20 protein-coding genes are annotated in these 26,990 nt (G+C 30.5%); 16 read left to right on the top strand and 4 right to left on the bottom strand.

Going from position 1 to position 26,990, the window contains the following annotated elements:
• Window positions 1–12 precede the first annotated feature (12 nt).
• The 4 genes from ABCP60_RS12775 to ABCP60_RS12760 all read right to left on the bottom strand — a co-directional run bounded on the left by ABCP60_RS12775 (window position 13) and on the right by ABCP60_RS12760 (window position 5,334).
• A complete protein-coding gene (locus ABCP60_RS12775) occupies window positions 13–1,893 on the bottom strand; it encodes an NADH-quinone oxidoreductase subunit NuoF (RefSeq protein ID WP_343101843.1) in 1,881 nt (626 codons plus the stop codon).
• A gap of 12 nt (window positions 1,894–1,905) precedes the next feature.
• On the bottom strand, window positions 1,906–2,403 hold the full coding sequence (locus tag ABCP60_RS12770) for an NAD(P)H-dependent oxidoreductase subunit E (protein ID WP_195581454.1): 498 nt from the start codon (window positions 2,401–2,403) through the stop codon (window positions 1,906–1,908).
• A 378-nt stretch (window positions 2,404–2,781) separates the two neighbouring features.
• Window positions 2,782–4,266 carry a cardiolipin synthase gene (gene cls, locus ABCP60_RS12765; protein ID WP_207733567.1) on the bottom strand — a complete coding sequence of 495 codons (1,485 nt, stop codon included), beginning with the start codon at window positions 4,264–4,266 and terminating at the stop codon, window positions 2,782–2,784.
• Window positions 4,267–4,467: 201 nt separating this feature from the next.
• Entirely contained in the window at window positions 4,468–5,334 is an 867-nt protein-coding gene (locus ABCP60_RS12760) for a formate/nitrite transporter family protein (RefSeq protein ID WP_092922317.1), read from the bottom strand.
• A 303-nt stretch (window positions 5,335–5,637) separates the two neighbouring features.
• Here ABCP60_RS12760 and ABCP60_RS12755 point away from each other — a divergent pair, with 303 nt between their 5' ends.
• The 16 genes from ABCP60_RS12755 (at window position 5,638) to ABCP60_RS12680 (ending at window position 26,867) form a co-directional block, all read left to right on the top strand.
• Window positions 5,638–6,426 carry a formate/nitrite transporter family protein gene (locus ABCP60_RS12755; protein ID WP_195238087.1) on the top strand — a complete coding sequence of 263 codons (789 nt, stop codon included), beginning with the start codon at window positions 5,638–5,640 and terminating at the stop codon, window positions 6,424–6,426.
• 186 nt (window positions 6,427–6,612) lie between these two features.
• Window positions 6,613–7,536, top strand: coding sequence for a UDP-N-acetylmuramate dehydrogenase (murB, locus tag ABCP60_RS12750; RefSeq protein ID WP_092922322.1), 924 nt, complete (start codon window positions 6,613–6,615; stop codon window positions 7,534–7,536).
• A 3-nt stretch (window positions 7,537–7,539) separates the two neighbouring features.
• Window positions 7,540–8,253, top strand: a complete 714-nt coding sequence (locus ABCP60_RS12745) for a PHP domain-containing protein (RefSeq protein WP_092922324.1) — start codon at window positions 7,540–7,542, stop codon at window positions 8,251–8,253.
• A gap of 21 nt (window positions 8,254–8,274) precedes the next feature.
• Window positions 8,275–9,132, top strand: a complete 858-nt coding sequence (gene rapZ / locus ABCP60_RS12740; RefSeq protein WP_092922327.1) for an RNase adapter RapZ — start codon at window positions 8,275–8,277, stop codon at window positions 9,130–9,132.
• Between the two features lie 13 nt (window positions 9,133–9,145).
• Window positions 9,146–10,255 (top strand): gluconeogenesis factor YvcK family protein, encoded by a 1,110-nt coding sequence (locus tag ABCP60_RS12735; protein ID WP_166504690.1) that lies wholly within the window; start codon window positions 9,146–9,148, stop codon window positions 10,253–10,255.
• Window positions 10,256–10,320: 65 nt separating this feature from the next.
• On the top strand, window positions 10,321–10,749 hold the full coding sequence (locus tag ABCP60_RS12730) for an NUDIX hydrolase (protein WP_092922332.1): 429 nt from the start codon (window positions 10,321–10,323) through the stop codon (window positions 10,747–10,749).
• A 12-nt stretch (window positions 10,750–10,761) separates the two neighbouring features.
• Window positions 10,762–11,706, top strand: a complete 945-nt coding sequence (gene whiA / locus ABCP60_RS12725; RefSeq protein WP_166504691.1) for a DNA-binding protein WhiA — start codon at window positions 10,762–10,764, stop codon at window positions 11,704–11,706.
• A gap of 191 nt (window positions 11,707–11,897) precedes the next feature.
• Window positions 11,898–15,446, top strand: a complete 3,549-nt coding sequence (locus ABCP60_RS12720) for a DNA polymerase III subunit alpha (protein WP_195581455.1) — start codon at window positions 11,898–11,900, stop codon at window positions 15,444–15,446.
• A gap of 295 nt (window positions 15,447–15,741) precedes the next feature.
• Entirely contained in the window at window positions 15,742–16,701 is a 960-nt protein-coding gene (gene pfkA / locus ABCP60_RS12715; protein ID WP_092922341.1) for a 6-phosphofructokinase, read from the top strand.
• A gap of 18 nt (window positions 16,702–16,719) precedes the next feature.
• Window positions 16,720–18,480, top strand: a complete 1,761-nt coding sequence (gene pyk / locus ABCP60_RS12710; RefSeq protein ID WP_092922344.1) for a pyruvate kinase — start codon at window positions 16,720–16,722, stop codon at window positions 18,478–18,480.
• A gap of 224 nt (window positions 18,481–18,704) precedes the next feature.
• Window positions 18,705–20,270: a sodium-dependent transporter gene (locus ABCP60_RS12705; RefSeq protein ID WP_092922347.1), complete on the top strand. Its 1,566-nt coding sequence runs from the start codon at window positions 18,705–18,707 to the stop codon at window positions 20,268–20,270.
• Window positions 20,271–20,502: 232 nt separating this feature from the next.
• Window positions 20,503–21,195: a hypothetical protein gene (locus ABCP60_RS12700; RefSeq protein WP_343101842.1), complete on the top strand. Its 693-nt coding sequence runs from the start codon at window positions 20,503–20,505 to the stop codon at window positions 21,193–21,195.
• A 75-nt stretch (window positions 21,196–21,270) separates the two neighbouring features.
• On the top strand, window positions 21,271–22,629 hold the full coding sequence (gene rlmD / locus ABCP60_RS12695; protein ID WP_343101841.1) for a 23S rRNA (uracil(1939)-C(5))-methyltransferase RlmD: 1,359 nt from the start codon (window positions 21,271–21,273) through the stop codon (window positions 22,627–22,629).
• Between the two features lie 269 nt (window positions 22,630–22,898).
• Window positions 22,899–24,920: an NAD-dependent DNA ligase LigA gene (ligA, locus tag ABCP60_RS12690; protein ID WP_343101840.1), complete on the top strand. Its 2,022-nt coding sequence runs from the start codon at window positions 22,899–22,901 to the stop codon at window positions 24,918–24,920.
• A gap of 127 nt (window positions 24,921–25,047) precedes the next feature.
• On the top strand, window positions 25,048–26,397 hold the full coding sequence (gene rph, locus ABCP60_RS12685) for a ribonuclease PH (protein WP_092922359.1): 1,350 nt from the start codon (window positions 25,048–25,050) through the stop codon (window positions 26,395–26,397).
• Window positions 26,397–26,867: a metallophosphoesterase gene (locus ABCP60_RS12680; protein ID WP_092922362.1), complete on the top strand. Its 471-nt coding sequence runs from the start codon at window positions 26,397–26,399 to the stop codon at window positions 26,865–26,867. Before rph ends, ABCP60_RS12680 begins: the two co-directional genes overlap by 1 nt.
• The last annotated feature ends 123 nt before the right edge of the window (window positions 26,868–26,990 follow it).

Below are 26,990 nucleotides of genomic sequence, written 5' to 3'. Positions count from 1 at the left end.
ATAAAGCTAAATTTATTGTTTTATGATAGCATTAAATTTACAATTATCCATACAAGCACCACACTTTAAGCACTTAGAAACATCTATTACGTGTTTTTCTTTAGGTTTACCAGATATACATCCAGCAGGGCATATTCTGCTACACTTAGTACATCCCTTACAGTCATCAGTTATGATGTAATCAAGAAGTGCTTGACACTTTCCAGACGGACATTTTTTATCTACAACGTGAGCAACATACTCACCATAGAAGTTATCAAGTGTACTTAAAACTGGGTTAGGAGCACATTTACCAAGGCCACATAAAGAAGTAGTCTTTATAGTTGTTGCCAACTCTTTTAAATCAGCTAAATCTTGTAAAGTACCTTTACCTTCTGTTATTTTTGTAAGCATTTCAAGTAATCTCTTATTACCTATACGGCAAGGAGTACATTTACCACAAGATTCTTCTACAGTAAATTCTAAGAAGAATTTACATATATCTACCATACAATCGGAATCATCAAGAACGAGCATACCACCTGAACCCATCATAGAACCTATAGAGCTTAATGATTTAAAATCTATAGGAGTATCAAGGTTGTTAGATGCAATACATCCACCAGATGGTCCTCCAGTTTGAACAGCTTTAAACTCTCTTTCATTAGGTATACCGCCACCTATTTCATATACTATTTCTCTTAAAGTAGTGCCCATAGGAACTTCAACAAGACCTACGTTATTTATTTTTCCACCAAGTGCGAAAACTTTAGTTCCTGGAGAATTTTCAGTACCGTACTTAGTAAACCATTCGGCCCCTTCATTTATTATTGCAGGGATATTAGCGAAAGTTTCAACGTTGTTTAAGCAAGTTGGTTTATCCCATAAACCACGCTTAGAAGAACTATAAGTCTTCATTCGAGGCTCTCCACGTTTACCTTCTATTGAATTAATGAGAGCAGTACCTTCACCGCAAACGAATGCTCCAGCACCATACTTTAAGTCTATATTAAAGTTAAAATCTGTACCTAATATATTGTCTCCAAGAAGACCAATTTCTTGGGCTTGAGATATAGCAACTTTTAACCTTTCTATTGCAAGAGGGTACTCAGCCCTTATGTATATGTGACCTGTATCAGCACCTACAGCATAGCCACATATAGCCATAGCTTCTAATACGCTGTGAGGGTCACCTTCAAGTATAGATCTATCCATGAATGCACCTGGATCACCTTCATCGGCATTACATACAACATATTTTTGACCTGGAGGAGTTTGAGCAGTAGATTCCCATTTAACTCCTGTAGGGAAACCGGCACCACCCCTACCTCTAAGGCCAGAAGCTTTCATTTCCTCAATAACTTGTTCTGGTGTTAATTCATTTATACATTTACCAAGTGCAATGTATCCTTGACATCCTAGATATTCGTTTATATTTTCAGGATTTATATGACCACAATTTCTAAGGGCAACACGAGATTGCTTTTTATAGAAGGACATATCGTCATGTTTTTCAACTTTTCTATGAACAAGGGCAGGTTCTTCAAATAATAATCTTTCAACAACTTCATGCTTAACTAGATGTGTATCAACTATCTCCTTAGCATCGTCTGGAGTTACTTGAACATAGAAAACATTATCAGGGAAGACCTTAACTATTGGACCCTTAGCACAGAATCCAAAACATCCTGTAAGATGAACTTCAGCTTGACTTTCAAGACCTGCATTTTTTATTTCATTTCTCAAATTTTCTATTATAAGATTACTATCTGCAGAAGTACATCCAGTACCTCCACAGACTAATAATTCTCTTTTTGTTAAGTTCCCTTTAGAATGATTTTCTCTCATATCAAGGGCTGGTTTATACTTTGCAACCAGGCTTTTTAATTCTTCAAAAGATTTTATCTTACTCATTTATTTCCCCCCTTAGCAATTTATTTCTGTTTCTCTATAATTGTCTAAGATACTAGTAACATCTTCAGGCTTAACTTGTCCATAAACTTTACCATTTACCACAACAACCGGAGCAAGGCCACATGCACCAACACATCTTAATCCCTCAAGAGAGAATTTAAGATCCTTTGTAGTTTCTCCAGATTTTATACCAAGTTCTTTTTCAAATTGTGCTAATATTTTATCTGCACCTTTAACGAAGCAAACAGTACCTAAACATACACTTATTTTATATTCACCTCTTGGCTCAGTGGTAAAGTAAGAATAGAAACTAACAACACCGTACACTTTAGATGGAGCAACATCTAAAGCTTTAGCTATATAAAGTTGTACTTCTTTAGGCAAGAAGCCAAATATACCTTGAGCATGGTGTAGTACTTGGATTAAAGCGCCCTTTCTAGTTTCAAGAGAATCAATGAAGTTGTCTAATTGGTCAAATAAATGCTTGTTACGTGAATAAAAGTCACACATACAAATCCCCCTTATCGTATAAAAAATTTAAACTAATAAAACTTTAAGGTATAATAAGAGTTTTATTAAAAATTAACTTCATAAAATAATACTTATCTTATAATAGTAGATTTTATATTATTTTATGCCAAAAAGTTAACTAAAATTAAGATATACCCATTGGAAATATGTTAAATCAGTAAATCTAAGATGAAAAATTAGATGAGTATTACGATGTTAGTAAAGATGTGATAGTTTAAATGATAATTATATTATAATATATAAAATAGTTAAAAAGTTAAAATTTAAAGAATTAGTGAAAGAATATTTTGAATTGTCTAAAATATACAATAAATAAAAGTATGCATCAAGTTAAAACTCAATACATACTTTTATTTATTACAATACAGGAGATAAAAGTCTAGAAATAGACTGCTTTATTCTCACTATATTTGATCTTGAATTATATATATCTAAGGTAATTTCTTTAGATTTTAGAATGTCATTTTCAAATATTTTCTTTTGTTTCTTAGCAACTTCAGGAGAGTACATAAATGCATTAACCTCAAAGTTTAACTCGAAACTTCTTATATCCATATTAGCTGTACCAATAGAGCAGATAGTATCATCAATAACTATGGTCTTAGCATGTAAAAATGCATTCTCGTCATAAGTATACAGTTTTGCACCGAATTTTAATAACTCACCTGCATAAGAGTAAGATGCCCAATATACAAATGGGTGGTCAGGTTTAGATGGTATCATTATTCTAACATCAACACCAGATAGACATGCTACCCTTAGTATATCTACTAAAGTTTTATCTAAGATAAAATAAGGGCTTTGTATATAAAGGTACTTCTTAGCTCCCTGAATCATTTTCATATACCCATATTTTATTTCATCTAATTCTGTTATATCAGGACCACTAGATACAATTTGAACACCAACATTGTCACAAGAAGTCTCAGTTGGAACCATAGTATTTTTTTGAATGAAATACTTATCCATATCTAAATTTTCCTGAGTTGTAAATCTCCAATCAAGCATAAATCTAATATTTAAATCTCTTACACATTCTCCTGTAAGTTTAAGGTGAGTATCTCTCCAGTAACCAAATTTAGGGTCTTTACCTAAATATTCATCACCAACATTATTCCCGCCAACGAAACCAACATTACCATCTATAACAACAATTTTACGATGATTTCTATAGTTTAGGTTGAAGTTTACTATTTTCATAAAAGAAGGGAAGAAGCAACCAACTTTAACTCCGGCTTTTTTTAACTTAGCTATAGATTTATCTGAGAAGAGTCTACTTCCTACAGCATCATATAGAAGCCTTACTTCTACACCCTCATCTAATTTTTCTAATAGAATATCTATTACTTTATTTCCGATGTCATCATCTTTAAATATATAAAACTGTATATTTATATACTCCTTAGCCTTTTTTAATTCATCTAATAGAGAATCAAAAAATTCCTTAGGTTTTTCATATATATCAACAGAGTTATTAGTTGAATAATGTGCATAGTTAGAATTAGCTAGAGCATAAATAATATCCTTATTAGCTAATAAGCTAGGATCTAGACTGTTATCACATTCTAATTTAGCGTGAGTGTTAACTATATTATCTTTTAAAATCCTATCTTCTTCTTCTTTAATCTTAAACATATTATCTTTGGAGATTCCATGTCCAAAAGTAATATATAATACAAAACCTACAGCAGGAATGGTTAAAAGTATAAGAATCCATGCCATTGTAGTTTGAGTATCTCTTTTTTCTCTAAATATAAGATGTATAACTGCAGAAAAGTTTAATATATAGATTAGTGTCACAAACATTTCATAGGCCGAATCTTTAATAAAAGATAAGTTCATCACAAAACCCCCTTCTAGAATAAGTACGAATAAATATATATTTTAATACTATTTATAGCACATAGTCAATAAATAAGGTATAAATTTAACGTAAATACAAAAGAATGTCGAAAAAATAAGGATTAGCTAACAGAATGTATTAATAATAAAAAAAGAGATTATACTGTGATTATAGTATAATCTCTTGAATATTTATATTAATTAAGCTGCTTTCTTAGCTTCTGAAGATTCTTCTTTATTAGCATATAAGAAGAAGTATATACCAGCAACGAATATTGCCCCTCCTAATATGTTACCTATTGTAACTGGTATTAAGTTATTCATGAATATGCTTGGTACGTTTATAGCAGCTGCATCAGCGGCAGTTTTGTGAGCTGCTTCTAAGAATGCAGTATTTCCTTTAGCGAATAAACCTGCGAATAAGTATCCCATGTTAGCAACACTATGCTCAAATCCAGCACAAACAAATAAGAATATACCGATGAATCCAGTTAAAACTTTACCAGATATATCCTTAGCTCCGTAGCTCATCCATACAGTAACACAAACTATCCAGTTACATAATATACCTGATATCATAGCAGATATCCAAGGGAAACCTAATTTACCGATAGCATTTTTAACAACAACACCACCATATAGTCCGTTACTCCAATCGAATACACCAGACATACTAACCATCCATGCAACTAATACTGCACCTAATAAGTTACCTATCCAAACTAAAGCCCAGTTCTTGAAAGCTTGTCCCCAAGTAACTTTTTTCTTGAAAGCTGCTAAAGCTACAAGTATATTTCCTGTGAATAAGTCCGCACCAGCTATTAAAACAAATATAAGTCCAGCAGGGAACATAAGTCCAGCTACCATTTTACCTAATCCGTAAGTAGCAGGGTTTGCTAATAAGTTGTAAGCAGCTGCAACTGATCCTAAAGCACCGAATGCTATGTAAGCACCAGCTAAGAATGCAGAAGCTAAAACTTTTTTAGTTGGCGTAGTAGCCTTTTTTATACCAGTGTTGATAGTGTACTCTGCTATTTCAGCTGGCATAAGCATTTTCTTATCTGACATATAAAGTCCTCCTCTAAAATATATAAATATTATTAAATAATAAATTTCAAACTTGTTATGAAATTTTAATTTTTCTGTCGAAAAACACAACAGTAGTAATTATACAATAAAAATTTAACTTTGTATACATAAAACATTCAACTTAATAAAATGTGAAATTAATCTACAAAAACGTCTTTTATAATGTGAGTAACTATATTCAAAAATATATATTTAGTATACATGGTTTGTATTTGTAGATAAATTAACTACGATGGTGCTATAATCTTTTTAAGTGCTTATATAAAAATAGGGGGTGGATTTATGGACAAAAGATTCTTAACACCCAGGGAAGTAGCAAATGCTACTGTAAATGTAGGTATAAATAAAGCTAACTTATCTACTAGCTCATGTATTAGGTTAGGTATACTTGCAGGTATTTTTATAGGCTTTGGAGGATTAGGAAACATACTATTCGGTCAAACTATATCTAATATAGACCCAGGGCTAGGTAGATTTGTTGGAGCGATGGTGTTCCCTGTTGGACTTATGTTAGTTGTAATATGCGGAGCAGAACTTTTTACAGGAAACAATTTAATGACCTTAGCAGTTTTAGAAAAGAAAATAACTATAGGTCAAATGTTTAGGAATTGGAGCTTTGTATATTTGGCAAACTTTGTAGGATCTGTAGTTCTAGCTTTAATTGTATTTTATTCAGGTACATTATCTGGTGATGCAGCTACTAAAGCAATAGCTATAGCAGAATCTAAAGCAAATCTTGATATTTTGCAGATGTTCTTAAGAGCTATAATGTGTAATATTTTAGTTGTTTTAGCAGTATGGATGGCTACAGCTTCTCAAGATATAGCATCAAAAATATTTTCATGTTGGTTCCCAATAATGCTATTTGTATTATGTGGATTTGAACATAGTATTGCGAATATGTTCTTCATACCTATGGGAATGTTATTAGGTGCACAAGTTAGTATAGTAGGATTACTAATAAATCTAGTTTTTGTAACATTAGGAAATATTGTAGGAGGGGCTATAATTATTCCCTTTGCATATCATAGATGTTACCTTAAAAAAACAACATCAAAAAATACTAATTAGGAACATTGCGTTGATATAGCTATATCAACGCTTTTTTAATTTACTTTAGACCTTTATATATTGTTATTTTTTTTTTAATACATTATTATATATAAGATAGATGAAATTAATAAAATACAAGTAAATGAATATAAATAAGTATATAAATATGTATAATTAGTATAAACTAGGAGGAAATATAGATATATGAATAAGGAATTTATATATAACAGTTTATTAGATATATTAGGCGAAGAAAATAAAGGAAATATAATGGTAGATGAGCCGATGAAAAAACACATATCATTTAGAGTTGGTGGACCTGCCGATATATTAGTAAAGCCAAATACAGAAGAACAGATAAGAGATATTATAAAACTATTAAAGGAAGAAAACGTTCCATATATTGTAATAGGAAATGGTTCAAACTTATTAGTTAAAGATGGTGGAATAAGAGGAGTTGTTATTGAAATATCAAATAATTTCAATGACTTCGAAATAGAAGGAACTACTGTAAAAATTAAATCAGGAGCAATGCTTTCTGTAGTTGGGAAAGCTGTAATGAGGGAAGAGTTAAAAGGCTTTGAATTTGCGGCTGGAATACCAGGTACATTAGGTGGGGCATTAGCTATGAATGCAGGTGCTTATGGCGGAGAAATGAAGGATATAGTTAAATCTGTAAGACTTATGGATACAGATGGTAATATATTTGAGTTTACAAATGAACAAATGGAATTTGAATATAGAAAAAGTATTTTAACTAGAACAAACTATATAGTATTATCAGCAGTAATAGAATTAGAAAAAGGAAACTATGAAGAAATAAAAGAAACAATGAAAGACTTTACTCAAAGAAGAGTTACAAAGCAACCTTTAAGTTTACCAAGTGCGGGAAGTACTTTTAAAAGACCAGAAGGACACTTTGCAGGTAAATTAATAGAGGACTGTGGATTAAAAGGTCTTACATTAGGTGGAGCACAAGTTTCTGAAAAGCACAGTGGATTTGTTGTTAATATAGGCAATGCTAAAGCTAAAGATTTATTGGATTTAATGTATGTAGTAAAAAGTACTGTTAATGCTAAGTTCAATGTTTTACTTGAAGAAGAGGTTAAGATACTTGGAGAGGACTAAAATATGCAAATATTAGCAGATTATCATACACACACTATATATAGTCATGGAAAAGGTACAATAGAAGAGAATGTTAAGGTGGCTATGTCTAAGGGTATAAAAAAAATCGGAATATCAGACCATGGATATAGACATATGACATATGGTGTTAAACTAAAAGATATACAAAAAATGAGAGAAGAAATTGATAAATTGAACCAAAAATACCCTAATATAGATATCCTTTTAGGAATGGAATGTAATATACTAGATAAAAATGGTAACATAGATATAAATGAAAATATTATACATTTTTTCGATTACGTAATGGCAGGGTATCATTTTGGATCAGCTCCAACATCATTAAAAAGTATGATGAATCATTTTAATAATTACATTATAAAAAATGAAAAGGCAAAAGAGTATAATACTCAAGGCATAATAAATGCTATGAGAAACAATGATATTTTTATTATAACGCATCCTGGAGATAAAGGAGATGTGTATATAGAGGAAATAGCTAAGGTGGCAAAAGAGACTAATACAAGACTTGAAATTAATAGTAGTCATGGATATTTAAATGTAGAACAGCTAAAAAAAATAAAACATTTAGGAAATACATTTATAATAGGATCTGATGCACACATACCTAATAACGTAGGAAATTTTGACAAAGCTATGAAGACTATTAAAGAAGCTAAATTAGATTTATCATTTGTTGAAAATATAAGAGTATAAAGATTTAAGGGGGTAAGTTAGATGAAATTTGTAATAGTTACTGGACTTTCTGGGTCAGGAAAAAGTGAAACTATGAGAGCTTTAGAAGATATGGGATTTTATTGTGTAGATAACTTACCACCTGCTTTAATAACAAAATTTGCAGAGTTATGTTATCAACCAAATTCAAGTATTGATAAAGTTGCTTTAGGTATAGATATTAGAGGAAGAAGATTTTTCAAGGAACTTCATGAGAGTTTAGAGTATTTAAAAAAAGAAAACTATAAATATGAAATGTTATATTTAGATTGTTCAGATAGAGTATTATTAAATAGATATAAAATGACAAGAAGAAATCATCCTCTTTCTATGAACGTATCTTTAACAGAAGGTATAAAAATGGAAAGAGAGATAATGGAACCCTTAAAAGAAGTATCTGATTCTATTATAGATACGACTAATATGAAGCCTAAGGATTTAAAGGAAGAGATAAGCAAGATATACTCTCAAGGAGAAGAAAATAATAAATTAACTATATCTGTATTATCATTTGGATTTAAACATGGTATACCAGCAGATTGTGATTTAGTATTTGATGTAAGATTCTTGCCAAATCCATACTATCTAGAAGAATTAAGACCTAAAACAGGTGACGAACAAGATGTAAGAGATTATGTTATGAATTCTAAGATAAGTCAAGAATTTTTTTACAAATTAAATGATATGATACAATTTTTAGTACCACAGTATATAGAAGAAGGAAAGCAACATTTAGTTATTGGTATAGGTTGTACTGGAGGTAGACATAGATCTGTAACTATAGCGAATCTTATATATGATGAGCTGATGAAAAAAGGATATAGGGTCGTAAAGAAACACAGAGACTCTATGATTAGATAATCTGGAGGAAAAAATGAGTACTATATTTTTTATAGTAGGGGTAACAGGGTGGGTTTCTTTATTAATATCATTTTATTTATATAGAAGAATTGTAAATGAAAGAATCAAGCCAAGATATCTTAGAAGTAAGGAAAGTGTAGAACCAAAAGTTGTTGTTATAGGAGGAGGTACAGGTCAATCAATTTTCTTGAGAGGTCTAAAATACCATACTAAAAATATAACTGCAATAGTTACTGTTGCAGATGATGGTGGAGGATCTGGAGTATTAAGAGAAGACTTAGGGATGTTGCCTCCAGGGGATATAAGAAATTGTCTGTTAGCTCTTGCCAATATAGAGCCTACTATGGATGAAGTTATGAAGTATAGATTCACAGAAGGTGGCTTAAAAGGTCAAAGTTTTGGCAATCTGTTTTTGGCAGCAATGAATGGTTTATATGGAAATTTTGAAGTTGCTGTATATAAAATGAGTCAAATATTTGCAATAACTGGAAAGGTATTGCCAGTAACATTAGAAGATATAAATCTTGTAGCAAAGCTAAAAGATAAAAGCATAGTAAAAGGGGAATCGAATATTCCAAAGGAAGTAAAATCTAAAAATACATCTATAGAAAAAGTATTTTTAGAACCATCTAATGCAAAACCGTTGGACGAAGTTATTAACTCTATAGAAAATGCTGATATAATAGTTATAGGTCCAGGAAGTTTATATACAAGTATAATTCCAAATCTTTTAGTTGATGGAGTAGTCGATGCAATTAAAGCGTCAAAAGCCCCAAAGGTATATATATCTAACATAATGACCCAACCAGGGGAAACAGACGAATACAATGTTTTGCAACATGTAAATGCAATAATAAAACATTCAAGTGAAAATATTATTGATTATGTGATATCAAATAATGAAATATTACCAGAATATATATATGAAAGATACCAAAAAGATGGTGCTAGTCAAGTTTTACTAGACAAAGGGCAAAAAAATACCCTTAAAGGTATGGGGGTAAAATCGATAGAAGAAAACCTAATTGAGATAAAAAATAATTATATTAGACATGATGCAGATTGCATTTCTAGTATAATAGTTGATTTGGCACTAAGTCATAAAAATGACACTATGAAGTAAAAAAGGATTTTAAGTATTTATGTAGAAATCCTTATTATTATGTTAGTTTTAAGGAGTGAACATCTATGAGAGAAGAGGTTAGTGCCGGAGGTGTAGTACTATTTGGCAATGCCATACTTTTACTTAGAAAATTCAATGGAGATTGGGTTTTACCGAAAGGAAAGGTAGAAGAAGGCGAAAATAGGCAAGAGGCAGCGTTACGAGAAGTTTTAGAAGAAACTGGGGTAAAAGCTGAAATACTGAAATATTTAGGTGAAATTCATTATACATTCAAAGAAAACTGGGATGAAAACAAAGCGGTTCATAAAACTGTATTTTGGTATTTAATGCATGCAAGAAATATGGATACAATACCTCAAAAAGAAGAAGGGTTTATAGATGCTAAGTTTATACATTTAGATAGGGTAGTAGACTTGGCTAGATATGATGATGAAAAGGAAATCATCAAAGTTGCTTTACAAGAAATAAAAAAACGATTAAAAAAGAACAGTTAATAGGTGATAATTATGTCTTTTTCAGCTGAAACGAAAAATGAGTTAGCAAGAATTACGTCAGATAATGATAATTGCAACATAGCTGAATTAGCTGCTCTAGTAAGATTATCAGGAAGTATACAAATTGTAGGATATAAAAAATTAAATTTAAAGATAACTACGGAGCTAAACTCTATAGCTCGTAAGGTATTTAGACTACTAAAACAAAATTTTGGTATAAACACAACTATATCGGTAAATAAGAATCAAATGCTAAAGAGAAATAATAGCTATGTTCTTATGGTTACTAGTGAAATGGGAGCACAAAAACTTATAAAGGATTTAGGGATATTAGAGCCAGGAGATGGATTTTATCCTTTAAATAAAGTACCAAGTCATCTTTTAAAAGATGATGAATGTATAAGAGCTTTTATAAGAGGTGCATTTCTTGGAGGAGGATCTATAAGTGATCCGGGGAAAAATTATCATATGGAGTTTGTAACTAACAATGAGGAATTTGCAGAATCCCTACAGAACCTTATAAATTCATTAGGATTTAATTGTAAAATAGTTCTTAGAAAGAATAACTATGTAGTGTACTTAAAGGAAAGTGAACAAATATCGGATTTATTAAGTATAATAGGAGCTCACAATGCACTTTTAAGTCTTCAGAACACAAAAATTGTAAAAGCAATGAGAAATAATGTAAATCGTATAGTTAACTGCGAAACTGCGAATCTTTCAAAAACTGTTAATGCAGCAGTTAGACAGGTGGAAAATATTAAGTTTATACAAGAAACTATCGGAATAAATAGTTTACCTGAAAACTTGCAAGAAATAGCTAAAGTTAGGCTAGAATGTGAAGACTTAACATTAAAGGAATTAGGAGAAATACTAAATCCTCCAATAGGTAAGTCTGGTGTAAATCATAGATTAAGAAAAATAGAAGAGATAGCTAACAATCTTAGGAATAAGTAATATAGGGGTTATATTTATATAACCTCTTTTTGTATATAAAAATACGGTATATATTAACTAATAGTTCGTTATTTTAAGGATATATACTGATTAAAGGTATAAATATGATAGCTCAATAGATAAGTGTTAAAATTAAAGTTTTATCACCTTATTTTATGGTAATATAAGAAGATAAGACAGGAGGTGGTTTAGTGAGCAAAGATTTCGCACATCTTCATGTTCACACGGAGTATAGTTTACTTGATGGTTTTTCAAGAGTAAAGAAGCTTGTGAGTAAAGCAAAAGAATTGAATATGAGTTCTATTGCCATAACAGACCATGGTTGTATGTTTGGAGTAATAGATTTTTATAAAACAGCTAAAAAAGAAGGAATAAAACCTATAATAGGTTGTGAGGTATATACAGCACCTCGTAGATTAAGAGATAAAGACCCTAATTATGATAAAAATCAAGGACATTTAGTTTTATTAGCAAAGGATATGGAAGGATATCAAAATCTTATAAAACTAGTATCTACTTCTTATGTAGAAGGATTTTATTATAAACCAAGAATAGATATGGATGAACTTAGAAAATATAGTAAGGGAATTATAGCTTTATCAGCATGTTTAGCAGGAGATATAGCACAATCTCTTATGGATAGAAATTATGAAAAAGCAAAAAAATACGCTTTAGAATATGAAAGTATATTTGGAAAGGGTAATTATTATTTAGAAATACAAGACCAAAACATAGAAGAGCAAAGGTCTGTAAATGAAGAAATAATAAAACTTTCAAGAGAAACAGGTATACCATTAGTTGCTACAAATGATGTACATTATGTTAATAAAGAAGATGCAAAGATTCATGATGCACTTATGTGTATTCAGATGGGTAAAACTTTAAACGATCCAAATAGAATGAGGTTTGGTAGTGATGAATTTTATCTAAAATCAAGAGAAGAAATGGAAAGGGTATTTCCAGACGTCATAGAGGCATTAGATAATACTGTAAAGATAGCAGAACAATGTAATGTAGAATTTGACTTTAATACAATACATTTACCACAATATGAAGTTCCTAAAGGTTATACACCAGATAGCTATCTTAGAGAACTTTGCTTTAAGGGATTAGAAGAAAGATATGGTACCGCAAGTCAAGAAGTTATAGATAGACTTAATTATGAATTAAGTGTCATTGAAAAAATGGGATACGTAGAGTATTTCTTAATCACATGGGATTTTATAAACTTCTCTAAAGAAAATAATATAATGGTAGGTCCAGGTAGAGGTAGTGCGGCAGGTTCTATTGTTGCATATACCCTTAAAATAACAGATATAGACCCTATAAAATACTCACTGTTATTTGAAAGATTTTTAAATCCAGAGCGTGTATCCATGCCCGATATAGATATTGACTTCTGTTATGAAAGAAGAGAAGAAGTTATAGATTATGTAAAAAGAAAATATGGTGAAGATCACGTTGCACAGATAATAACTTTTGGAACAATGGGAGCTAAAGCTGCTATAAGAGATGTTGGTAGAGTTTTAGATGTACCATATAACAAAGTAGACAAAATAGCAAAAGAAATTCCATTTGCTTTAGGGATGACAATAGATAAAGCTCTAGAAACCAATCCAAATCTAAGAGCATTATATGAACAAGATAAAGAAACAAAAGAAATCATAGATATATCAAAGCAAATAGAGGGAATGCTTAGACATGCATCTACCCATGCAGCAGGTGTAGTTATATCTAAAAATCCAGTAGATGAATATGTACCACTATATAAACACCAAGATGCTATAACAACTCAATTTACTATGACTACATTAGAAGAGCTTGGTCTTTTAAAGATGGATTTCTTAGGACTGAGAACTTTAACTGTAATAAGAGATGCACTTGAATTGATAGAAAAAAATCATGGTGTAAAAATAGACTTTTCTAAAATGGATTATGATGATAAAAAAGTATATGAACTTTTATCATCAGGTAATACGCTAGGTGTATTCCAATTAGAAAGTGCTGGGATGAGAAGTTTCATGAAACAATTAAGACCTGATAATTTCGAGGATATAGTGGCAGGAATATCTTTATACAGACCGGGTCCAATGGATTCTATACCTACTTATATAGAAAACAAGAATAATCCAGATAAAGTTAAATACCTACATGAGTCTTTAAGACCTATAATGGATGTTACCTATGGATGTTTAGTATATCAAGAGCAGGTTATGCAGGTTGTTAGAGATTTAGGTGGATATACTTATGGCCGTAGTGACTTAGTTAGAAGAGCTATGGGTAAAAAGAAGATGGATGTAATGGAAGAAGAAAGAAGATACTTTGTCCATGGTAAAGAAGATGAAGACGGAAATATAGAAATAGCTGGGTGTGTAAGGAATGGTGTTCCAGAAGAAATCGCTGAAAAAATATTTGATGATATGATAGACTTTGCAAAATATGCTTTTAATAAATCGCATGCTGCTGCATATGGTGTATTATCATATGAAACAGCCTACTTAAAAGCACACTATCCAGTAGAATTTATGGCAGCTTTAATAACAAGTGTAATGGGTAATACTGATAAAGTTGTTGAATATATAAGAGAATGTAACGCATTAGGAATTGAAATATTAAGGCCAGATATAAATAGTAGTTTTTCTAAATTCTCAGTTGAGGGAACTAACATAAGATTTGGACTAGCAGCTGTCAAAAATGTCGGTGTGAATATTATAAATAATATAATAAGAGAAAGAGAAGCTAATGGCAGATTTACAGATATATCAGATCTTCTAAAAAGATTAGATTCAAAAGATATAAACAAAAGGGTCATAGAGAGTTTAATAAAGTGTGGGGCTTTTGATGAAATATCTGAAAATAGAGCAAGTCTAATGGCAGGGTATGAAGGCTTAATCGATAGTGTCTCTATGGACAGAAAGAAAAATCTTCAAGGTCAAATATCTTTATTTGATGCATTTGGATCTCAAGGCGAGTCTACTCAATTACAAGAAGTTAGTAAGTTACCAAGTTTAAAAGAATATGAGGAAAGAGAAAAGCTAAACTTAGAAAAAGAAGTCCTAGGAATGTATGTAAGTGGACACCCTCTTTCACAATTTGAAGAAGAAATAAGTAGAAGAACTTCTATTGATAATGGAAAACTAAATGCTTTAAAAGACGATGTTGAAAATTATTTAGCACTAGATGAAAAAGAAGTTATAATGGGTGGTATGGTAGTTAATAAAATAATAAAAACTACAAAAAGAAATGATATTATGGCATTTATAGAACTTGAGGATTTGTATGGAACAATAGAAATAATAGTATTTCCTCAATTACTGCAAAAATACAATCATATACTAAATGAAGATAATATTATATATGTAAAAGGTACTCTAAGTATAAAAGAGGATGAAAATGCAAAACTTATAGCTAGAGAGATAAAAGATATAAGTGACACTTCTAAGTTTGAAGAGTCTAGATATAAAAATAGAGTAGATAGCAATCAAAGACAAAGATCACAGGTAGGCAACAATTCTAAACTTGGTTTATACCTAAAGGTAGATAGTCATAAAAATCAAGATATTATAAACCGTATAGGTGATGTATTTAAAAATCACTTAGGAAAAGAAAATGTATTTTTATATGCAGAAGATACAAAACAATTATACAAGTGGAATGGTCTAAGTGTAGATATATGTGAAGAGTTGATGTATAGCTTAGAAAAAATACTACCTAAGAGTTGTATCAAGATAAAGAAATAAAGATAATAATGAAGTTTTATAATAAAACGTTAGATAAAATATTTTAATAAAGTACATTTTAGGAGATTATATTTACTATAAAGTTAAAATAGGAATATAATTTCCTATGTACTATAAAGAATAAAAATAAAATAGAAGAATATTAATAATATTATTAAAAAAGTAATGTATATTATGGTATAATATCAGAAAAGAATATATTAGCATGTTTAATTTTTTTAACTTTGATGGGATAAAAAAAAGATACAGGGACGATTAATGTCCCTGTATGTAATATATACTAGGAGGTATCATTATGAAAACTATAGGTATATTAACAAGTGGAGGAGATGCTCCAGGAATGAACGCAGCTATAAGAGCTGTTGTCAGATCTGCTATTTATTACGGATGCAAAGTATATGGAATTAACAGAGGATATAAAGGGTTAATAGAAGAAGACCTAGAAGAAATGAACTTATCTTCTGTAGGTGACATTATACATAGAGGTGGAACAATATTAAAGTCTTCTAGATGTGAAGAGTTTAAAACTGAAGAAGGAAGAAAAGTAGCAGTTAAAGTTTTAAAAAAATATGGTATAGATTGTTTAGTTGTTATAGGTGGAGATGGATCATTTAATGGTGCATTAAAATTAACAGAGTTAGGTTTCCCTGCAATAGGATTACCAGGAACTATAGACAATGACTTAGCGTATACAGACTATACTATAGGATTTGATACAACAATTAATACTATAATAGATGCCATAGGTAAAATAAGAGATACTTCTTCATCTCATGAAAGGGTTAACATAATTGAAGTTATGGGAAGACACTGTGGAGACTTAGCTTTATATGCTGGTCTTGCAGGAGGAGCGGAAACTATAATAGTTCCAGAAATTAACTATAATGTAGATGATGTATGTAATAAGTTAGATACAACAAAGAAAAGGGGTAAAAGACACAGTATAATAATTTTAGCAGAGGGTGTTGGAAATGCCCAAGACCTTGGAAAAGAAATAGTGGCTAGAACAAATGCAGATTTAAGAGTTACAATACTAGGACATGTCCAAAGAGGAGGAAGTCCAACGGCATTTGATAGAATATTAGCTAGTAAGATGGGCGTTAGAGCGGTAGAATTGCTTCTAGATGGTAAAGCTGGAAGAGTTGTAGGTACTAGAGCAAATGAAATAATTGACATGGATATAACTGAAGCTTTATCAATGACTAGGGATTTTGATAAGGAAACTTATGAGATGGCAAAAATACTATCTATATAATTTAGGAGGAGCATATATATGTTAAATAATATGAAGAGAACAAAAATAGTTTGTACATTAGGACCAGCATCAAGTACGGAAGAAGTATTAACACAACTTGTTGAGAGTGGGTTAAACGTTTGTAGATTTAACTTTTCTCATGGATCTCATGAAGAGCACAAAGAAAGATTTGATGTTGCTAAAGGGGTAAGAGAAAAATTAGGAAAGCCAGTAGCGCTTTTATTAGATACTAAGGGACCAGAAATAAGAACAGGAAACTTTGCTGACCCAGAAGTATTATTAGAAGAAGGGCAAACATTTACTATAACGATGAAAGATGTTATAGGAACAAAAGAAATTTGTACAGTAAGTTACAAAGATTTAGCTAAAGATGTTGTTTCAGGAGATACTATACTAATAGATGATGGATTAGTAGGACTTAGAGTTAAAGAAGTTAATGGAGATGATATCGTTTGTGTAGTTGAAAACTCTGGAGTAGTTAAAAATCACAAAGGTGTAAATGTTCCGGGTGTTAAGATAAACTTACCAGCTATAACTGAAAAAGATGCAAGTGATATAGAATTTGGTATATCTCAAGGTATAGATTACATAGCAGCTTCATTTGTAAGAAAAGCATCAGACGTATTAGCTATAAGAGAATTATTAGAAAAAAATAATGCTACAGATATACAAATAATATCTAAAATAGAAAATCAAGAAGGTGTAGATAATATAGATGAAATATTAAAAGTTTCTGATGGTATAATGGTTGCAAGAGGGGATCTTGGAGTTGAAATACCAACAGAAGATATACCTGTAGTTCAAAAGATGATAATAAGAAAATGTAACGAATTAGCTAAGCCAGTAATAACAGCTACTCAAATGCTTGATTCTATGATAAGAAATCCAAGACCAACAAGAGCAGAAGTTACAGATGTTGCAAATGCTATATACGATGGAACAGATGCTATAATGCTATCAGGAGAAACTGCTGCTGGTAAATATCCAGTTGAAGCTGTTAAGACTATGGCTACAATAGCTAAAAGAACTGAAGAAACATTAGATTACGATAACTTATTAAAGCAAAATACTAATAATAACTCAACAGTAACAGATGCAATAAGTCATGCTACTTGTACAACTGCAATAGATTTAAATGCATCAGCTATAATAACTTCTACATCTACAGGATACACTGCTAGAATGGTATCTAAATTTAGACCTAAGTGTCCAATAATAGCTACTACTGATGATGAAAAAGTTATGAGAAGATTAGCTCTTACTTGGGGAGTATATAGTGTTAAAGCATCTAATGCTCACAATACAGATGAAGTTATAGAAAACTCTATAGAAGCAGCTAAAAATGCTAAATACATAAACAATGGAGAATTAGTTGTTATAACAGCTGGAGTACCTGTTGGAGTAAGCGGAACTACTAACTTAATAAAAGTTCATGTTATAAGTGAAGAAATAGCAAATGGTATAGGTGTTGGAAGTAAGACTGCTGAAGGTAATGTACGTATAGTTAGAAATGTAGGGGAATGTGTAGAGTTTAACGAAGGAGATATATTAGTTACAACCATGACTGATATAGAAATGAATCCATATATAGAAAAAGCAGGAGCTATAGTAACAGAAGAAGGCGGAATGACTTCACATGCAGCAATAGTTGGACTAAACTTAGATAAACCAGTTATAGTTTCAGCTAGAGATATATTAAGTATAGTAAAAGATGGAGAGGTTATAACTGTTGATGCATCAAGAGGAGTAATATATAGAGGATCAAGTAGAGTTCTGTAGTAAAAAGAATTAAAAAATAATTTTAAATTTTCTAAAAACTTAAAAATAACAACTTTAAAATGCCTAAAGTCAGTTATACTATATTTTTGAGTTATATATTAGCCACTAAGTTTAATAATTAAACTTAGTGGCTATTTTTTGTATTCATATTCTGTAACAAATTGATATGTAACAGTAATATGCACCTCATTTAGAGCATAACTATAAAAAAAGGGGGGATACAAATGTCAGAGAGTAGAGAGAATTGGGGTTCTAAGGTTGGCCTTATATTGGCTATGGCGGGTAATGCTGTTGGGCTAGGGAACTTCTGGAGATTTCCATATGTAGCCGCTTCAAATGGTGGAGGAGCATTTATGATACCATACTTCTTCGCACTAATAGTTATAGGTATACCTATAATGTTAGTTGAATGGAGTATTGGACGCCATGGAGGTAAATATGGGCATGGTACAATAGGTCCTATGATGTATTTACAGGCTAAGCAAGCAATGGCTCCGAAAAAAGCAATTATAGTTGGAGCTTTATGTGGAATGATAGCTTTTGGAGTTACTATATTAGTTAACTCTTACTACAATCACATAATAGGATGGTCATTAGGGTTTGCATTCAACTCATTGACAGGAGGATACAATTCAGATCCAGGAGCGTTCTTTGGAAGTTATATACAAGATCCGAAGAATTTAATATTCTGGGTTATTTCATTACTCTGTCTAGCATTTGCTGTAATGAAAGGTATACAAAAAGGTATAGAATCATGGGCCAAAGTTATGATGCCTACGCTTTATGTATTTGGTATTATACTAGGTATAAGAGCGTTGACACTAGGGGCACCAGTCAATCCAGATTGGAGTTCATTAGCAGGTCTTAACTTTATATGGAATCCAGACTTTAGTCAATTATCATGGTCATCTGCAATAGCAGCAGCAGGTCAAATATTCTTCACATTATCTTTAGGTATGGGTATAATACACAATTATGCATCTTACTTAAAGCCAGATGAAGATATAGTAACAGCTTCTGTAGCTACAGTATCATTAAATGAATTTGCAGAAGTTATATTAGGTGGTACAGCTGTTATACCTATAGCTTATGCATTTTTAGGACCAGAAGGTATAAAAGGAAGTATAGGTCTTGCATTTATGGTATTACCAAATGTATTTAGCACTATGACTGGTGGAGGAATATTTGGAGCTCTGTGGTTCTTATTGTTATTCTTTGCTGGTATAACATCTGCAATAGCAATGTACAATTATTTAGTTGCATTACTAGAAGAAGATGCAGGTATAGATAGAAAGAAAGGTGCTTGGATAGTATTTGTTGGATATCTAATAGTTGGGGCACCAATAGCATTAGAGTCAATACTAACTCAAAGTGCTAACTTAGTTTACTTTACAGAAATTGACAACTGGATAGGTAACTACTTACTGATAGTTCTTGGGTTAATAGAGATAATAGTAATAGGTTGGTGTGTTAAAGATAAGGCTTTACAAGAAATGAATAGAGGCGGATTATGGAAAGTCCCTAAGTGGTTCTTTAGATTGTTCCATCAGTTCTTAACACCAATAACTATAATAACTTTCCTAGTATTCTTCACAAGAGATTACTGGATGGCTGGTAACTTTAAAATAACACCAAGCTATATAGAAGGTATACCAGAGTTTGCCGTTTGGGTAAATTTAGGTAGAGCAGTTGTTTTTGGAGTATTATTGATTGGCTTTATTCAATCATATAAATCTATCAAATCTAAATATAAAGAGGAAATAGAATCAAATAAAGTAACAACTTCATAAAATAAAGGAGGTTGAACTTATGACAGGCGCTGCATGGGTATTTATGGGGACAATATGGACTACAATATTTGTTTGTATAGGAGTATCTATGAAAACTATAATTAAAGATCAAAAGTAAGATAAAATATAAAAACCCTACTTAATTTTACTGTAGGGTTTTTTGAATAAAACACATATATAATAAGGTAAAAATAGATTAAGTATATTAATATATATTTAAGGGGGGATTTTAATGGGCGGAAAATCAGTTATGACAACTATAAATCAAATAAGAATAGAGGTTGAGAAATCTAAGAGGATAAAGGATAATAAAAAGGAAAAATACATAAAACAGCTTAAAACATTATATACAAAGTATGAGGACATAGAAATAAATGAAAATTTTAAAAAGCAGTATCAGCAACTAAATTCAAAAGGAACAGAGCTTTTAAAAGAAATTAAAGGATCTAAAGATGAAAACAAAATAGAAGGAAGTATAGAAGTTTACATAAGATATTTAAAAGCATCTTTATGTGACTTTGAGGGAAAGACAAGTTACTTAAGAAAGTATATTACGAGTTTTTTATTTAGTTCCATATTGTTTTTAGCACTATCTCCACAGTTTTATGGATTTATATTGCCAGTGATATTTTTCTTACCTATATACATGGGTCTAAAAGGTGTTAAACAAAGAACCATGACGGGATTTTATATGACTATGAGTGTTGTACCTGTAGCTATAATGACTTCTTTTACATGGATAAGATATGGAATTAATGCCAAGGCAGACTACACAGGCGCAGTTAAGGCTATTGTAGATAGTGGGGTAGCAGAACATTTAGCAGAAAAATTAGTATATATAGGCCCTATATTTGGTTTTATATTATTATTATTTGCTTGCTTACAAATGTATAGGGGCTATAAAAGTAGAGATTTATTTATATAAGGGCTTTATAAGGCTCTATTTTTTTGGTAAAATAAATTCTTGTAGCTTTAAAATATACGGACGGAGGATACTTTGATGTTGACAAAAAATAAAGAATATATTGTAGATATAGTTGATATAGGTCAAGGTGGAGTAGGAATAGGAAAACATGATGGATTTACAGTCTTCGTAGAGGGCGGATTAGTAGAAGACAAGGTAAAAGTTAAAATAAACAAATCTAAGAAAAACTATGCAGTTGGAGATATAGTTGAAATAATAGAAAAATCACCATTTAGAGTTGATAGAAAATGTAGTGATTCACTTAAAGATTGCGGTGGATGTCAGGTACAAGAATTAGAATATCAAAAGCAATTAGATATAAAAACAAATGAAGTAAAACAAGTTATAACGAGAATCGGAAAATTAGATAACGTAGAAATACACAATACTATAGGAATGGAAAATCCTTTTAGGTATAGAAACAAAGCACAATTTCCTATACAAAAGAGTGGAAATAATCCAGTAATAGGTTTTTATAAGAAAAAAAGCCATGATATAATTCCAATGGACAAGTGTATAATACAACATGACATAAATGATAAAATAGTGAAAATAATAAAGACTTATATAAATGCATATAATGTAAGTGTTTATGATGAAAAAACACACACTGGAGTATTAAGACATTTAGTAACTAAAATAGGATTTACGACTAATGAAGTAATGGTTGTATTAGTAGCTAATGGCAAGAAGTTGCCATATTTAAAGGAGTTAGCATCAGTACTAGAAGAAAATATACCAGGATTTAAAACTTTAGTGGTTAATGTAAATAGAGAAAAAACTAATGTTATATTAGGAAAAGAAAATAGGGTTATATATGGAAATGGAAAAATAAATGATTATATAGGAAATTTAGTATTTGAAATATCTCCATTATCATTCTTCCAAGTAAATCCAGTTCAAACAGAGGTTTTATACAATAAAGCTTTAGAATATGCTGATTTAAAAGAAAATGATACTGTATTTGATATATACTGTGGAATAGGGACTATATCATTATTCTTAGCTCAAAAGGCAAAAAAGGTTTATGGAATAGAAATAGTGGAAGATGCTATAAAAGATGCTAAAATAAATGCTCATATAAATAAATTAGACAACGTTGAATTCTATGTAGGTAAGGCTGAAGAAGTTGTTCCTAAGATGTATAGCGAAGGAAAAACAGCTAATGTAGTTGTAGTAGACCCTCCTAGAAAAGGATGTGATGAGAAAGTATTAGATACAATAATATCAATGCAACCGGATAGAGTGGTATATGTATCTTGTAATCCATCTACATTAGCAAGAGACCTAAATTACCTAGATGAAAGAGGGTATAGATGTACTGAAATACAACCAGTAGATATGTTCCCTCATACTATGCACGTAGAATGTGTAGCAAAATTAGAAAAGAAATAAAAATGCAAATAAATATAGTGGAATTTGGTTAGAATAGTATTAAATAAATGTATATAGCACCTCAGAATTTATCATCACAGTCATATATACATTTATTTTTAAATAGATTGGTCCTTCAAGCAATTGAAGGACTTTTATTTTTTTATTATAGAGAAATTATAATATGAAATAATTAAACAAATGATGAGGTTATAGTGATATACTAAAATATATTAAAGTTATAAAATGGCAATAATAAAAAATAAGATTTTACATAAGAGGTGATAATAGTGAATGTAGAGAATAGAATAAGTGAATTAATAGATTTAATAAATTATCACAATGATAAATACTATAATGAAGATACTCCTGAAATATCTGATTATGAATATGATAATCTAATGAAGGAGCTAATAAAGTTAGAAGAAGAAAATCCTAAGTTAAAAAGAGTAGATTCTCCATCAAGTAGGGTTGGAGGAAAACCATTAGATAAGTTTGAACAAGTAGTTCATAAAATACCAATGTTAAGCTTAGCAAATGCATATTCTGCACAAGACTTAAGAGATTTTGACAAAAGAGTAAGAGACATGGTAGAGGGTGAAGTAGAATATGTTGTAGAGTTTAAGATAGATGGTTTATCTGTAGGACTTACATACAATAATGGATTATTTGAAAAGGGAGCAACTAGAGGGGATGGTATTGTAGGAGAAGATATTTCTCAAAATCTTAAAACAGTAAAAAGTATACCTTTAAGAATAAAAGATCAAGAAGAAGTTGTTGTAAGAGGGGAAGTATTCATATCTAAAGATGATTTTAAAAAAGTTAATGAACAACAAGAAAAACAAGGATTACAATTATTTGCTAATCCTAGAAACTTAGCTGCAGGCTCATTAAGACAATTAGATCCTAAGCTAACAGCAAAAAGACCTTTAGATATATTTATATTTAATTTAGAGTATGTACAAAACACAGATTTTAAGAATCATAGCGAAGCCTTAGATTATCTTAAAGAGTTAGGATTTAAGGTAAGTCCAAATTATAAAGTATATAATAATATACAAGATGTAATTGATCATATAAAATATTGGACAGATAATAGAGGTGAGCTAGGATTTGAAATAGATGGTATGGTTATAAAAGTAAATAATTTAGCTCAAAGAGAAACTATGGGATATACTGCTAAAAGTCCAAGATGGGCAATAGCATATAAATTCCCAGCAGAACAAAAGAAAACCAAAATTTTAGATATAATAGTTGAAGTAGGTAGAACTGGAACAATAACCCCTACAGCAGTACTAGAACCTGTAAGGCTAGCAGGAACTAGTGTAAGTAGAGCTACACTTCATAATGAAGATTACATAAGAGAAAAAGATATAAAAATAAATGATACAGTATTGGTTCAAAAGGCTGGTGATATAATTCCTCAAGTTGTAGAAGTTATAAAAGAAGAGCGTACTGGAGATGAAATAGATTTTGAAATGCCGAAAAAATGTCCTGTATGTTCTGAACCAACAGTAAGATTAGAAGGGGAATCTGCTGTTAAGTGTATTAATATATCTTGTCCAGCTCAAATTAGAAGAGGTATAATTCACTTTGTGTCTAGAGATGCTATGAATATTGATGGATTGGGAGAATCTATAATAACACTTTTACTAGATAAAGGGTTAATTAAAGATATAGCTGATTTATATACATTAAATAAAGATGAAGTTGTAAAACTAGATAGAATGGGAGAAAAATCAGCAAATAACTTATTAAACTCAATTGAAAAGTCTAAATCAAATGATTTATGGAGACTTATAAATGGATTGGGAATAAAATTTGTTGGTACTAAGGGAGCTAAAATACTAGCTAATAACTTTAAGGATTTAGATTTAATAATGTCTGCATCAAATGAAGAGTTAGTTAATTTAGAAGAGTTTGGGGGAATAATGGCAAATAGTGTTGTTAAATTCTTCCAAGAAGAAAAGAATATAAAATTAATAGAAAAATTAAAGAGCTGTGGTGTAAATACAAAGTCAATACAAGACGAAAGTTCTGATATTGCTAAAATATTTGAGGGGATGAAAATCGTACTTACAGGTACATTGCCAACTCTTAAAAGAAATGACGCAAAAGAGATGATAGAGTCTAGGGGAGGAAAGGCTACTTCAAGTGTAAGTAAGTCTACAACATTTGTATTAGCTGGAGAAGAAGCAGGTTCAAAATTAACTAAAGCCAATGATTTGGGTGTAAAAGTAATTGATGAAGATAAATTTATACAACTAACAGGCTTACAGTCTAAAGAAGAAGTAGAAAATGAATTAAAGTAATAAGCAAACTATTGTAGAAATAATATTTCATCTACAATATTACGAATGTAGAAAGCTATTAACAATATATGCTAATATTATTAGTATATACAAAAGCTAAGCATACAAGGTTAAGAGAGGTATTTATATGGCGAGAATTAATAATAGAAAAAATGATGAAATAAGAGATATAAAAATAACTAGAAATTATACTAAATATGCAGAAGGTTCTGTGCTTATAGAAATGGGGGAAACAAAAGTAATATGTACAGCTTCAATCGAAGATAAAGTACCACCATTTTTAAGACACACTGGCACAGGATGGATAAATGCTGAGTATTCTATGTTACCAAGATCTACTCATCAAAGAAAAATAAGAGAAGCATCAAGAGGAAAGCTAGACGGGAGAACTCAAGAAATACAAAGACTAATAGGAAGAACTATAAGATCTGTTGTAGATTTATCTAAAATAGGCGAAAGAACTATATGGGTAGACTGTGATGTTATTCAAGCTGATGGTGGAACTAGAACAGCATCAATAACAGGGGCATTTGTAGCGGTTGTAGATGCTTTAAATAAATTACATAAATCAAAAGCAATAAAAGAAATGCCAATAACAAACTTTGTATCTGCAATAAGTGTTGGTATAGTTGGCCAAGAACATATGCTTGACTTATGTTATGAAGAGGACTCAAATGCACATGTAGATATGAATGTAATAATGACTGATAAAGGTGAATTTGTTGAAGTTCAGGGAACTGGAGAAGAAAGACCTTTCTCAAGAAATGATTTAAATAAATTATTAGAACTTGGTGAAAAAGGAAATAAAGAATTAATAAAAGCGCAAAGAGCTGCTTTAGGTGAAATAGCAGATGAAATATTAGGTATGGAGTATGGAAATGAAGTTGTTATAGCAACAAATAATGCTCATAAATTAGAAGAAATAGGTGCTATACTAGAAGATTTTGAATACAATGTATATTCATTAAAAGATGTAGATTTAGCGGGAATAGAAATAGTTGAAGATGGAAAAACATTTGAACATAATGCACTTATAAAGGCAAGAACTATAGCAAAGAAAACAAATATGATAACAATAGCTGATGATTCAGGATTAGAGGTAGATGCTATAGGGAAAAAACCAGGAATTTATTCTGCTAGATTTGCAGGAGAAAATGCAACTGATGAAGAAAATAGACAAAAGTTAATGAAATCTTTAAATAATGTGGCTGCAAGTCAAAGAACTGCAAGATTTGTATCAGCTATAGCTGTAGTATTCCCAGATGGAAAAGAGTTTGTAGTTAGAGGAACTTGTGAAGGGGCTATAGGATTTGAAGAAAAAGGTAAAAATGGATTTGGATATGACCCATTATTTATAGTAAGTGGATATAATAAGACATTTGCAGAAATGCCAAGTTCTGTAAAAAATAGTATAAGCCATAGAGCTAATGCATTAAAATTAATGAAAAGTGAGTTTTCTAAAAGGGTAGTGAGATAATGAAAATAGGTATAGTAAGTGATACACACATGATAACTAAGTTTATAGATAAAGCTATACCCTACTTAAAAGATTGTGATTTACTAATTCATGCAGGAGATAATTTTTCTGATTCTAAGTATATACACAATATGACTAATGTTCCTATTATGGCTGTAAAAGGAAATTGTGATTTTGAAAATGTAGAAGATGAATTGGTATTTGATATAGAGGATAAAACTATATTCTTGTGTCATGGGGATAAGTATGGAGTAAAGTATGGATTAGATGAACTAGAAATAAAAGCAAAGTCTGTAAATGCAGATATAGTTGTATTTGGTCATACTCATACACCTTTATGTAAAGAAAAAGGTGAAATTTTATATATTAATCCTGGAAGTGTATCTTTTCCAAGGGGAGTCGCATATAAAAGTTTTGTAATATTAGATATAGATAATGGAAAAATAAATATGACAGAAATTAAGATATAAACAAGTATTCAAAAGTTTTATAAACTAAGTGAATACTTGTAAATAAAAAAACTTATGTGATATAATTAAAGAGTTAAACTATAATATTGTAAATTAAAATCAATATAAATTAATTACATAACA

This window comes from Romboutsia sp. MSSM.1001216sp_RTP31141st1_G3_RTP31141_220114 (assembly GCF_039031195.1).
Lineage (GTDB): Bacteria > Bacillota > Clostridia > Peptostreptococcales > Peptostreptococcaceae > Romboutsia_C > Romboutsia_C hominis.
Note: the sequence above shows the minus strand (reverse complement) of the source record. Positions and strands in the feature narration are given on the sequence as shown.